This window comes from Aeromonas sp. ASNIH7 (assembly GCF_002903485.1).
Classification (GTDB): domain Bacteria; phylum Pseudomonadota; class Gammaproteobacteria; order Enterobacterales; family Aeromonadaceae; genus Aeromonas; species Aeromonas caviae.
Map to the genome: position 1 here is coordinate 962,108 of NZ_CP026226.1, position 12,241 is coordinate 974,348.

General features: G+C 64.9%; 12 protein-coding genes. 9 read left to right on the forward strand and 3 right to left on the reverse strand.

The window, feature by feature from the left end:
• Nucleotides 1–7 precede the first annotated feature (7 nt).
• The 3 genes from C2U47_RS04315 to C2U47_RS04325 all read left to right on the forward strand — a co-directional run bounded on the left by C2U47_RS04315 (nt 8) and on the right by C2U47_RS04325 (nt 4,972).
• Entirely contained in the window at nt 8–1,945 is a 1,938-nt protein-coding gene (locus C2U47_RS04315; protein ID WP_010673292.1) for a methyl-accepting chemotaxis protein, read from the forward strand.
• Between the two features lie 681 nt (nt 1,946–2,626).
• Nucleotides 2,627–4,027, forward strand: coding sequence for an OprD family outer membrane porin (locus C2U47_RS04320; RefSeq protein ID WP_010673291.1), 1,401 nt, complete (start codon nt 2,627–2,629; stop codon nt 4,025–4,027).
• Between the two features lie 114 nt (nt 4,028–4,141).
• Nucleotides 4,142–4,972, forward strand: coding sequence for an SDR family oxidoreductase (locus C2U47_RS04325; protein ID WP_010673290.1), 831 nt, complete (start codon nt 4,142–4,144; stop codon nt 4,970–4,972).
• Nucleotides 4,973–5,053: 81 nt separating this feature from the next.
• Here C2U47_RS04325 and C2U47_RS04330 read toward each other — a convergent pair whose 3' ends face one another.
• Nucleotides 5,054–5,386: a DUF1904 family protein gene (locus C2U47_RS04330; protein ID WP_010673289.1), complete on the reverse strand. Its 333-nt coding sequence runs from the start codon at nt 5,384–5,386 to the stop codon at nt 5,054–5,056.
• 70 nt (nt 5,387–5,456) lie between these two features.
• Here C2U47_RS04330 and C2U47_RS04335 point away from each other — a divergent pair, with 70 nt between their 5' ends.
• The 6 genes from C2U47_RS04335 (at nt 5,457) to C2U47_RS04360 (ending at nt 11,174) form a co-directional block, all read left to right on the forward strand.
• Nucleotides 5,457–6,344: a TraB/GumN family protein gene (locus tag C2U47_RS04335; RefSeq protein ID WP_010673288.1), complete on the forward strand. Its 888-nt coding sequence runs from the start codon at nt 5,457–5,459 to the stop codon at nt 6,342–6,344.
• A gap of 155 nt (nt 6,345–6,499) precedes the next feature.
• The gene (locus C2U47_RS04340) at nt 6,500–6,649 is read left to right on the forward strand and encodes a DUF3149 domain-containing protein (RefSeq protein ID WP_010673287.1); all 150 of its coding nucleotides are present in this window, start codon (nt 6,500–6,502) and stop codon (nt 6,647–6,649) included.
• 115 nt (nt 6,650–6,764) lie between these two features.
• Nucleotides 6,765–7,346 carry a DNA endonuclease SmrA gene (gene smrA, locus C2U47_RS04345; protein ID WP_010673286.1) on the forward strand — a complete coding sequence of 194 codons (582 nt, stop codon included), beginning with the start codon at nt 6,765–6,767 and terminating at the stop codon, nt 7,344–7,346.
• A gap of 106 nt (nt 7,347–7,452) precedes the next feature.
• Nucleotides 7,453–8,931, forward strand: a complete 1,479-nt coding sequence (locus tag C2U47_RS04350) for a carboxypeptidase M32 (protein ID WP_010673285.1) — start codon at nt 7,453–7,455, stop codon at nt 8,929–8,931.
• A 261-nt stretch (nt 8,932–9,192) separates the two neighbouring features.
• Entirely contained in the window at nt 9,193–10,701 is a 1,509-nt protein-coding gene (locus C2U47_RS04355; protein ID WP_010673284.1) for a DNA-3-methyladenine glycosylase 2, read from the forward strand.
• Complete coding sequence (locus C2U47_RS04360) at nt 10,698–11,174, forward strand: methylated-DNA--[protein]-cysteine S-methyltransferase (RefSeq protein WP_010673283.1); 477 nt, start codon at nt 10,698–10,700, stop codon at nt 11,172–11,174. Before C2U47_RS04355 ends, C2U47_RS04360 begins: the two co-directional genes overlap by 4 nt.
• A gap of 22 nt (nt 11,175–11,196) precedes the next feature.
• Here the strand turns inward: C2U47_RS04360 and C2U47_RS04365 are convergent, their stop codons facing one another.
• Together C2U47_RS04365 and C2U47_RS04370 are read right to left on the reverse strand one after the other, a co-directional pair.
• Entirely contained in the window at nt 11,197–11,862 is a 666-nt protein-coding gene (locus tag C2U47_RS04365) for a class I SAM-dependent methyltransferase (RefSeq protein ID WP_010673282.1), read from the reverse strand.
• A 111-nt stretch (nt 11,863–11,973) separates the two neighbouring features.
• A complete protein-coding gene (locus C2U47_RS04370) occupies nt 11,974–12,231 on the reverse strand; it encodes a DUF1272 domain-containing protein (RefSeq protein WP_010673281.1) in 258 nt (85 codons plus the stop codon).
• Nucleotides 12,232–12,241: the final 10 nt, after the last annotated feature.

The window sequence follows — 12,241 nt, forward strand, 5'->3', positions numbered from 1 at the left end:
ATCTGATGTGAAAATTGCCCATTTTGCCTCCCTCTCTTCCCTCGTCTTGCTGCTGGTGGCCGGTGTCCAGGCCACCGCGCTCTATCATGGCTGGCAACAATTCAACCACTCGGCCCAGGCCCAGCGTCTGCAGGAGCGCCTGCAACAGCAACTGAGCGGTCCGCTGCAGGGGGCGCTTCGCGACTATCTCGGCAGCGGGGATCCCCTGCTGCTGGCCCAGGCCCAGGGAGTGCGCCAGCAGGCGCTGGCGCTGTTGTCCCGCCTGGAGGATCCCCAGACCCAGCCGCTAAACGCCCGGCTTGAGCAGATGAAAACCCGCATTGACGGCGACTATCTGGCGGCGGGCAAGCTCTCCGGCAACAGCCAGTGGTTGCTGCAAAATGCCGAGAACGAGTTGACCACCCAGGCCAAAGCCTTGCTCCGTTACGGCCAGCAGGGAGCAGCCGCCGGGCGGGATCCGGCCCTTGCCGAGCAGTATCGCCAGGGGGCGGCCGACATCCTGACCGCCCTCCCCTCCCTCGCCCACCAGCGCCAGAACTACATGGAGCAGGCGAGTGCCAAGCGTCTCGAAGGGCTGCAATTCGAGCTGGCTGCCCTGCAAAAGCAGGCCGACTCCCTGGCCGCCCTGCCGAGCCTGGCACTTTTCGAGGAGGCACCGGCCGACGAATTCACCCTGGGAGAGCCGATACGCAAGGAGCTCGGGGATCAGCCCAAAGCCGAGCTGACCTCCCTGCTCAAGCGCTATCCCCAGGAGCTGGAAAACAGCCGCAAGGCGCTGCAACAGCAGCAGGCTGCTCGTCAGATGGTGCAGCAGGACATCACCCAGCTGCTGCAAGCGGGGGAGCAATTGGGTGAGCAACTCGCCGCCGCCCGTCAGACCATGAACCGGGAGCTGGCCACCGTGCTCGGCATGCTGGCGCTCTGCCTGGTCGTGGTGGCCCTGCTGTTCGCCCTGGTGCAGCGTCGCTGGCTGGTCAGGCCCCTGCTGCAACTGCGGGCAGCCTTCCTGCAGCTCGACGCCACGGGTCAGGCCCAGCTCCTGACCCCGGGGCGCGAGCGCAACGAACTGGCGGACATCGTCGCGAGCTACAACCGCCTGATACAGCGCCTGCAACAGGATCAGCAGCAGAAGGCGGGGCAGCTCTCCAGCGTCTCTTCCAGCCTGCAGGAGATGGTGGAGCAGGTGCAGGAGATCCATCACAGCACCCGCACCACGGAGCAGGCGGTGGATGAGAGCGACACCATGATGCAGGAGCTCAACCAGCTCGCCAGCGAGGTGCACCAGGTCGCCGCCGAAATCGCCCAGCACGCCCAGCACAATGAACACTCCATGAGCCAGAGCGAGCGGCTGGTAGGGGGCATGCTGACGGCTACCGCCCAGACCGGGCTCGCCATCGACGAGAGCAGCGGCGCCCTGGCCCAGCTGACCCGCTCGGTGGAGGACGTGACTGCCATCGTCGACGTCATCGGCCATATCTCCCAGCAGACCAACCTGCTGGCCCTCAACGCCGCCATCGAGGCGGCCAGGGCCGGGGAGCAGGGACGCGGCTTCGCGGTGGTAGCCGACGAGGTGCGCCACCTCTCCGCCGACACCCAGCGCTCCCTCGGCCAGATCACCGAGATCCTGGCCAGCCTCACCCAGGCGGGGGATCAGCTCGCCACCGTGCTGGCCCGCATCACCGCAGAGGCCGCCGAGCAGCGCCAGCAGGCGGAGCAGCTGCGCCAGACCACCCTGACGGTGCGGGAGATGGCGCGCAGCACCGCCGTCATCGCCCTGCAAGGGGCCGACAATGCCAAGAGTCAGGAGCACAGGCTGGCGAGCTTCGCCGCCCTCATCGGTCGCATCAGCCAGCACGCCCGCCAGGGCAGCCGCCTCTCGGTACAGGTCTCGGAGCACATCCACCACCAGGCCCAGCAGATCCCCCGGATCCTGAGCCAGAGCTGATAACCCCCGGGCCTGGAACGCACCAGACCCGGGGCGCGTTCCCTGTCTACCTGCCCGCAGTACGGCCTTGCCGCAACCCTTCCCCTGATACTCCCGTCACGTCTTCACGGGCGATGACGGGTTGCCTCATCCATTCAGTCACAGGCTCCCTCACCCCTTTCACATCTCTGGTCCCCCTGTCTGTCGGGGCGACGGCTCACGCTCACGACAGTGGGCATCCGGCCGGGCCCATCTTTTTTTGTGATACAAAATTATATGTTGCCACCGGGTTAACAAAGAAAGTTCTGCCTTGACGGCAAGATCTGCGCAGGAGAACGGTGAAATCACCATGAAAGCGTTGTCATTGCCGACATGAGTGGCCTGGGAGTGCCCACACCAAGAATCATGATTATTTGCACTCGGTCATATTTTTGAAACTTGCCGGGAACTTTACATTGATATTTCGCACCGCGAACGTACTCTTGGTGATGTCAGATCGCCAAGGATCGACAGCCAAAAAATAACGACTGTAACGATGCAGATAGCCCCGACCGATGCGCCAAGGCATCAGGCACAAGGGCACGACAGAGAACCATTTTTTTGCCCTTCGGGGTGTTGATTGCAATGCCAATACCGAGCGGCGGGTGCCTACCCGGCTGCCGGATAAAAAAGCTAAGTCCATAAAATCAGGAGCAATAACAAATGGAAAAAGTGATCTTCAAGCGCGCCGCGTTGAGTGCTGCCGTGGTCGCGGCACTGGTCGCCCCCGGCATGGCGTTCGCCGCTCAAGACATGATGAGCCCGGAATACGGCAAGTCCTACAGCGCCTTCATCGACGAAGGCAAGCTCACCGGTGGCCTGTTCTACTTCCAGCGTGAGCGTGATCGCGTCCAGGCCGGTCCGGGTCAGGATGGCAAATACCACTCCAACCTGAGCCATGCCACCACCCAGGCAGCCCTGAACTTCAACTCCGGCTATGCATGGGGTGTGGTCGGCGTCGACGTGGGCGGCTTCGGTGCCTACGATCTGGCCGTTGACGAGAGCAATGGCGTCAACGAAGAGAACGAGTTCTCCTTCTGGGGCGACAAGTGGGGTTCAGGTGGTGACGGCGTTCCCGAGAACGGCTTCAGCCTCTCCAACGCCGCCCTGAAATTCAAGTTCGGTGACGCCGTCACCGCCAAGGGTGGTTACACCCAGCTCTATGTACCCGGCATCCTCGGCGTCAACTGGTCCTATCAACCCGGTACCTACCGTGGTGGCCAGATCGAAGGCACCTTCGGCGGCCTCTACCTGACCTACGCCATCGCCGACGAGTACAAAGCTCCCTGGTTCAAGAACACCACCGGCTTCTCCAAGAGCAGCCCCTATGCCAGCGATCCCTTCACCGATGCGAACAAGATCGACTACATCCACGGTCTGGCCGCTCGCTACACCTTCGAGAACGGCACTGCCGTCACCGCCGGCTTCGGTCAGTCCGAAGGCTACATGGACAGCTACCACTTCAAGCTGGCCCACAAGTTCGACGTACTGGGTGGCCTGAACACCAGCTACCAGTTCTACGGTTCCGACACCGAGAACAGCGACTATGACGGCCTGGCCTGGCAACAAGCCCTGACCGCCAGCTGGGCAGCCGGCCCCTATGGCTTCCGTCTGGAAGGCCTGTGGACCAAGGCTGAAGGGGATCTGGGCAACTACCTGCCCCGTCTGACCCGCGGCTACGGCAACTCCCAGGGCGCGAACGAAATCTGGTGGGATTCCCGCTCCGACTGGAACCACAACGACGAGAAAGCCCTGTTCTTCGGCGTGACTCGTTCCCTGGATGATCTGGTGGGTGCACCGGGCTGGGGCGTGGGTGTCTCCGGTGCCTACGGCTGGGATGCCAACAACGGCGACAAGTCCCTGGAAGGCGGCAAAGAGTGGGCAGCCAACTTCGACGTCATGTACACAGTGCAGGACGGCAAGCTGAAGGGCACCCTGTTCAAGCTGCACTACACCGACTACAACAACGAACAGGACGACAAGGGCAGCTGGTACTACCCGAACATGTTCAGCTCCGAGCATGACGTCAAGTTCCACATCATCATGCCGTTCACCATCATGTAATCAGGCATCTGACGTGACCGAAAACCGGGCCTCTGGCCCGGTTTTGTTTTTGGTGGCACCACGCTACCATGCCAGCTTCGGGCCACCTGCCGGCCGTCAATCAGGACCATGCTCATGCCCCATCCCTTCGTGCTCGTCACCGGCTGCTCCAGCGGCATCGGCCTCGCCGCCGCAAGAAAGCTCGGCGCCCGGGGCTTCACCGTCATCGCTTCCGCCCGCAAGGGCGAGGATGTGGCCCTGCTGCAGCAGCAGGGTCTGTTGGCGGTGCAACTGGATCTGGCGGACAGCGCCAGCATAGAGCGAGGGGCGGCAGAGGCGCTGGCCCTGGCAGAAGGGCGCCTCTACGGCCTCTTCAACAACGGCGCCTACGGCCAGCCCGGTGCGCTGGAAGATCTGCCCACCGAGGCGCTGCGCGAGCAGTTCGAGACCAACCTCTTTGGCTGGCATCACCTCATTCGCCAGATATTGCCCCCCATGCTGGCGGCAGGCGAGGGGCGCATCGTACAGAACAGCTCGGTGCTTGGCCTGGTGGCCATGAAGTATCGTGGCGCCTACAACGCCAGCAAGTTCGCGCTGGAAGGCTATACCGATACCCTGCGCCTGGAACTCGCGGGCAGCGGCGTGCACGTCAGCCTGATCGAACCCGGCCCCATCGACACCCGGTTTCGCGCCAATGCCCGGGAGGCCTTCCTGCGCCACATAGACCCGAGCGCGAGCCGCCATCAGGACGCCTATGCCCAGACGCTGGCCAGGCTGGAGCGTGAAGGGGGTGCCCGGGGCTTTACCCTGCCAAGCGAGGCCTGCATCCCGCCGTTACTGCATGCGCTCACGAGCAAGCGTCCCAGGCACCGCTACCCGGTCACCTTCCCGACCAAATTGTTTACCGTGCTGCGCCGCCTGCTGCCAAGCCGCTGGCTTGACAAGCTGCTGATCAAATCCGCCTGATAAAGGGAGCCCGGACGGCAGGGGCCCTCGGCGGGCCTCCTCTTGACATGCACCTGTCTTAGCAACGATACCCGCTCAATCTCAATAGTGCTGGCCGTTGCTGTAGTAGTGACTCTTGACGATGGGCAGCACCTGCACCACCACATAGGTCTGCTCCCCCAGCACCCCTTTCAGGTGGCGGGTGATGAGGGCGGCGGCGGCATCCTGCATCTCCTGCGGTCGCTCGAACCAGACCAGCTCCACGAAGGGGAAACCGGCTTCGGGCTGGCCATCTCGTACCCACTGGCTCGGCACGCACTCCAGGGTGACGAACTCCGGCTTGCCACCGGTCAGGGCGCAGAGATCCGTCATCAGGGGGGCGCTTATCCGCTGCAGGGTGTCGACAGAAACTGCCCGAAAACGAAGGTGGGGCATGGGAAACCTCTTGGCTGTGACAAATGAGGACTTATCATAGAGCACTCATCCAGCTCACATAAGGTGCCTCATGAGATTCCATCCCACGCTGCTCTCCTTCCTGCTCTGCCTGCTGCTGCCGCTCCATGCCATGGCCGATCCGGCCTTCTACCGCATCAACAAGGGCAACGAACAGCACTGGCTGCTGGGGTCCATCCATGCGGGCAAACCCTCTCTCTATCCCCTGCCGGACCCGGTGGAGCGCGCCTGGCAGCAGAGCCGCGCCCTGGTGATGGAGGTGGATATGACCCACATCAGCCAGGAGCAGTGGCAGGAGATGGGCGCCATCACCCGGCTCGTCGACGGCAAGACCCTCAAGGATCACCTGCCCATCGACCTCTACCGTCGCACCCTCATCGCCGCGGGCCAGAACGGTCTGAACGAGAGCATGCTGGCCCCGCTGCGTCCCTGGTTTGCGGCCATTACCCTGACCCAGGCGGCCCTGGAGCGCACCGGCTATCGCAGTGAATACGGTGTCGACCAGCACTTCGCCAAGCGGGCGAACGACGGCGGCAAACCCATCGTCGGGCTGGAGACCCTGCTGGAGCAGCTCGGCTATCTCGCGAGCGTCGGCGACAACCAGACCCTGATGCTGGAGAGCACCCTGGACGAGCTGCCCGACATCCAGCAGGGGTTCGACGCCGTGATGACCGCCTGGCAGAACGGGGACGAGGCCACCCTCATCAATCTGCTCAGGGAGGAGATGGCGCCGCCCAAGCTGCAAGCCTGGCTGGAACAGACCCTGCTGGCAGAGCGCAACCGCAACTGGGTCAAGAAGTGGCCCAGCCTGCCGAACGAGAGCTTTATCGTGGTAGGGGCCCTGCATCTTTACGGCGAGCATGGGCTGCTCGCCCTGCTGGAGCAGCAGGGCTGGCGCATCACGCCCCTCACCGAACCGACCCTGGAGAAAGCAAAGTAGCGTCCAGTCCGGCGACCTGACGCGCCGGATGCGTGTCGGCTCACAGAATTTGCTGCCGATTAAATAACCAGAGAGGGAGTTGATCGAGATCATCCCCTCCCTCCTGAAGAGGTATCTATCATGCCTGTCACCGCCCAGTGACAGGAGTGAACGAGATGGAATTCTGGATGAACCTGATGTTCGGCAACAGCGTGGGGCTGATGTCCATGCTGGTGATTTTCGGCACCTTCCTGCTCATCAGCGCCTATGCGGTCTATTTCATCTACAAGGTGATGCACGCAGAGCCGCCCAAAGAGGGGCAATAACCAGGCTCGCTCAGACCGCCCTCCCCGGCAGGGCCGGGGCCCGCGAGCGTTGCCATTCTAAGGCCCACCAAGGCCCGCTATACTGGCTCCCTCATTTTCATGCGGGGAGCCTGCCGTGTCTCATAACGACGAACTCTCACTGTTCCTGCAGGAAGTGGCCGACGTGCGGCCCCTTCGCAGCGACCATATCGCCCCCGTTGCGGGCAACAGCCAGCCCACCGAGGCGCAACTCGCGCGCCGGGAAGCCGCCACCGCCGAACAACTCACCCTGGATCACCTCGGCACGGAAGCAGTCGAGATGCTGGACCCCCACGCCATCGTCGGCTTCAAGCGTGACGGCGTGCAGGAGGGAGTCTACAAGAAGCTGCGCCTTGGCAAATACGAGCTGCAAGGCTCCCTCGACCTGCACCACAAAACGCTCAACGAGGCCCGTATCGCCCTGGTGCAGTTCATTGCCGAATGCGAAGTGCGGGATATCCGCTGCCTGCTGATCCTGCACGGCAAGGGGGAGCGCAGCACCCCGCGTGCCCTGCTCAAGAGCCATGTCAGCGCCTGGCTGCCACAGTTGCCTTCGGTGATGGCCATGCACAGCGCCGAGCGCCGCCACGGCGGCAGCGGTGCGCTCTACGTATTGCTGCGCAAGAGCGAGCGCAAGAAGGCGGAAAACCGCGAACGGCACCAGAAGCGCCTCGGCTGACTGCCTGAGGGTGGCACCAGGGTGGATGGCAGTGCTAGCATCGGGCGGCCCCGATCATGCCAGGTACGGGGTGCATACCATCAGGGACGATAACAAGGACAATCCCATGTCATACCAGAAACTCGAACAACATCAGCAACAACTGCACCGCCTCTCCCACCTCTCCGCCATCTGCGGCTGGGATCAGGCCGCCATGATGCCGGAGGGAGGCAACGAGGCCCGCGCCGAGGCGATGGCGGAGCTCGGCGTGCTGATCCACGGCAAGCGCACCGCCCCCGAGCTTGGGGAGTGGATAGCCAAGGCAGAGAGCGAACCGCTGGACGAGCACCAGCGTGCGAACCTGCGGGAGATCAAGCGCCAGTGGCAGGATGCAAGCCTGCTGCCGGGGGCGCTGGTGGAGGCGCTGTCGCTCGCCGGCAGCAAATGCGAGCACGCCTGGCGTCGCCAGCGCAAGGAGAACGACTGGGCAGGTTTTGCCCCGAACCTCGAGGAGGTGGTGCGCCTGTCGCGGGAGGTGGCGACCTTGCGCGCCGACGCGCTCGGGGTGCGCCCCTATGACGCCATGCTGGCGCTGTACGAGCCCGGCATGACGAGCGCGAGGCTGGATCAGATCTTCGGCGATCTGACGAGCTGGTTGCCCGGCCTCATCCAGACCGTGAGCGAGCGGCAGAAGAGCGACACCCTCCTCACCCCGCAAGGCCCGTTCCCGGTTGCGACGCAGCAGGCGCTCGGCCAGGAGGTGATGGGGCTGCTCGGCTTTGATTTTGCGCACGGCAGGCTCGACGTGAGCAGCCACCCGTTCTGCGGCGGCGTGCCGACGGACGTGCGCATCACCACGCGCTACAACGAGCAGGAGTTCGTCTCCAGCCTGATGGGCATCGTCCACGAGACGGGCCACGCACGCTACGAGCAGGGCCTGCCGCGCGCACTGCTCGGCCAGCCGGTGGCCGAGGCGCGCTCCATGGGCATTCACGAGAGCCAGAGCCTGTTCTGCGAGATGCAACTCGGCCATCACCCCGCGTTCCTCACGCTGATTGCGCCGCGCATTCGCGCGCACTTCGGGGCAGAGGATGCGCTCGCACCCGCGAACCTCGAGAAGCTGTACAACAGGGTCGAGCCCGGCTTTATCCGCGTCGATGCGGACGAAGTCACCTACCCGGCCCACGTCATCCTGCGCTACGAGCTGGAGCGGGACTTGATGGAAGGGCGCATCGAGGTCGCGGACATCCCCGAGCTGTGGGACGCGAAGATGCAGCAGTGGCTCGGCTTGTCCACGAAGGGCAACTACCAGAACGGCTGCATGCAGGACATCCACTGGACGGACGGCTCGTTTGGCTACTTCCCGAGCTACACGCTCGGCGCCATGTACGCGGCGCAGCTGCGCTTCGCACTCGAGCGTGAGCTCGGCGACATGGGCACGCTCGTAGAGTCCGGCCGCCTGCCGGAGATCTTTGGCTGGCTCGGTCGCCATATCTGGTCCCAGGGCAGCCTGCACGGCACGGACGAGCTCATTCGCCGCGCGACCGGTGAGGCACTCAATCCCCAGTGGCTGCGCAAACACCTCGAACAACGCTATCTGAAATAAGCGAGGTTGACCCCCCTCCCAGCCTCCCCCTTCACAAGGGGGAGGAGCTAACCCCGCCCCCGTTCACAGAGGGGAGCTGTTTGTCCCCTCCCCTTACGAAGGGGAGGGTTAGGGTGGGGTCCTGCCCCCCTAACCTTACAAAGGGAGGACTGGGATTCCTCGGATCGCACTATTTTTGCTATCCCTGTCCGTTTTTGGCTAGTCACCCCTCTCGCCCCCGCTTAGTCTCTGGGACATGCCCACAGCAACCCGAGCCATGCCATGACCACAGAGCCCCCGCATTCATCCCAACGAGACGAGATCATCCCGGGTCTCACCCGGGAGCAGTGCCACGCCGCACGCCTCGCGCGAGACGCGCGTTTCGATGGTCGCTTCTTCACCGGGGTGCTCTCCACCGGCATCTATTGCCGCCCCGTGTGTCCGGCGCGGGCACCGCACGAGCACAATGTGCGCTATTTTCGCTTCGCGGCGGCGGCGGAGCAGCACGGGCTGCGCCCCTGCCTGCGCTGTCGCCCCGAGCTCGCACCGGCCCAGAGCGGCGATCTGCCACCGCTCGTCGCCCAGGTGCTGGCGCGCATCGAGCGCGGCGAGCTGGCGGAGCACAGCCTGGGCTCCCTTGCAACGCAGGCCGGGATCACGGAGCGCACCCTGAGGCGCCAGTTCGAGCAACACCTCGGCGCCTCGCCGAAACAGGTGGAGCAGACGCGCCGCCTGCTGCTTGCGAAACGGCTGCTGACGGAGACGCGCCTGCCCATCACGGACGTGGCGTTTGCCGCAGGCTTTGCGAGCATTCGTCGCTTCAACGACGCCTGGCTGCAGGCGTATGGCATGACACCGGGCGCCCTGCGCAAGCAGGAAGGGGGGACTGGCGAGGCGGCGCCGCAATCGAGCCTGCAACTGCACCTGCTGTATCGCCCGCCGTTCGACGTCCAGGCCATGCTCGCGTTCTACCGGTTGCGCGCCATTCCGGGGCTGGAGCGGGTGGATGAGCACGGTTACGAGCGCCGTCACCGGGTCGGCGAGCAGGAGGGGCTCATCCGCATCGAGCCCGTCGAGGGGGAGAGGCTCAGACTCACGGTGCGGGATCTGCCGCCGAGTGCGCTGCCGGACATACTGTACCGCGTGCGCCGCATGTGGGATCTCGACGCCGACATGAGCCGCATCGGCGAACACCTGGGGCAGGATCCGCTGCTCGCCGGCATCCAGGGACGATGGCCCGGGGTGCGGCTGCCGGGGGGGTGGGATGAATACGAGGTGATGCTGCGCGCCATCGTCGGCCAGCAGGTGTCGGTCAAGGGTGCCATCACCATCATGGGGCGCCTGGTGGCGCGCACCCAGGCTCAGTTCGGCACCGCGCAGCTGCCCACCCCGACCCAGCTGTGCGAGCTGGATCTCGACGGCATCGGCATGCCGGGCAGCCGCATCCGCACGCTGCAAGGGCTTGCCTCGGCGCTCGCAAGCGGCGCACTCACCCTGGGCAGCGCGAGCGACGAGCAACTGCTCGCGCTGCCGGGCATAGGCCCCTGGACTGTCGCTTACTGGCGGCTGCGCTGCGGGCTCGACACGGACGCCTTCCCCGCCTCGGATCTCGTGCTGCAAAAGGCGCTGGGGGGCGGTGACAAGCTGCCGATGAAAGAGGTGACAGCGCGCAGCGCCCCCTGGCAGCCGTGGCGCGCCTACGCCGCGAGCTGGCTGTGGCACGCCATGAGTGAACAACCGGCGCTGCTCACCCGGCCAACACAGACACAAGACGAGGAGAAGAGCCCATGATCCGCTATGACATGATGCCCACCGACCAGGGCGAACTGCTGGTCGCCATCGACGAGCGCGGTCTGGTGCACGTGGACTTCCTGGCCGGGCTGCGGCCACTGCCCGACATGAGCGACTGGCGGCAGGACGGCGAGGCGCTCGCCCCCTTCCTCGCCGAGTTTCGGGACTACTTCGCGGGCCGGTTGCAGCGCTTCACCCTGCCGCTCGCCCCCAGGGGCACGGCGTTTCAGCAAGCGGTGTGGCAGGCGCTGTGCGACATCCCCTACGGGGAGACCCGCAGCTACGGCGACATCGCCCGCGCCATCGGCAAGCCAAACGCGGTGCGGGCGGTGGGTGCCGCGAACGGTCGCAATCCGCTCTCCATCATCATCCCCTGCCACCGGGTGATCGGCCAGAATGGCAGCCTCACCGGCTATGCGGGAGGCCTGCCCATCAAGCAGGCACTGCTGACGCTGGAGAGGGCCTCTCGTTGATCCGGCGCAGCCCGGCCAGGGCTCACTGCCGCTGCGCCAGCCAGCCGTGAAACCCCAGCGCCTGAAAGAAGCGGTGCGCCGCCGCGAAACCGGCCCCTTGCAAGAGGCGCCGGGTCTGTCCCTCGTCCAGGGAGGTGAAATCCTCCCCGAGGCGGCGCACCATCTGCTCGCAGGCAGGAAGCGGCAAACCGGCGAGGGCGGCTTGCAACCCCATCGCCTTGCGCTCAAGCGGGTCCGTGGGCGCCATCAGATCCGCCAGCAGCAGGGGAGCGCCAGGATTGAGCTGGCGATAAATATCACCCAATAGCGCGGCTTTGGCATCTTGCGCCAGAAAATGCAGCACCAGCAGACAGAGTGCACCATCGCAAGGCTTATCCAGCACAGGCAATGCGCCCAGGTGCCAACACACCCTCTCCCCCATGCCCGCCTGCTCGGCCCGCATCCTGGCATGGGCCAGCATGTCCGCCGAGATATCCTGGGCCACAAAGGTCCAGCGGGGGCAGAGACGGCCAAGCAGCAGCAACTCGCTGCCCGTGCCCACCCCCACCAGCAGCACACGGGCCTGCTGGCCCAGCGCGGCCATCAGCCGGGAGGCACAAAGCTGGTGCAGCAGCTCGTAGCCTGGCACCAGCAGGGGGATGCGGCTGTCATAGGCCTTCGCCCCTTCTCCTTCGAATCGCTCCGTCATCTTTTGCTCCTTTGGTGTGAGCCCCCTTGATAGGGGTTGCCGCCGGGAGAAGGTCAAGAGCCACAGGGACGAGCCAGTTGCCAGCCCAGCCCTTCCCATGAAGGGAGGGCCCTAGCCCCCCTTGCCCAGCGCCGCTTTCAGGGCCGGATTGAAGACGCGCTGGAGGGAGGCGGGGTTGTTCACCAGCTTGGCCGCCGGGCGGCGCGGGCGCCTGACCAGCTCGCCGCCACAGTTGGGGCAGGTCAGGTGCAGATACTGATCGTTGCACTCGGCGCAGAAGGTGCACTCGAAGGAGCAGATGTAGGCCGTCGCCGTGTCGGCGGGCAGATCCCGGTCACAGCACTCGCAGTTGGGTCTGAGTTCAAGCATGGCAAGTTCC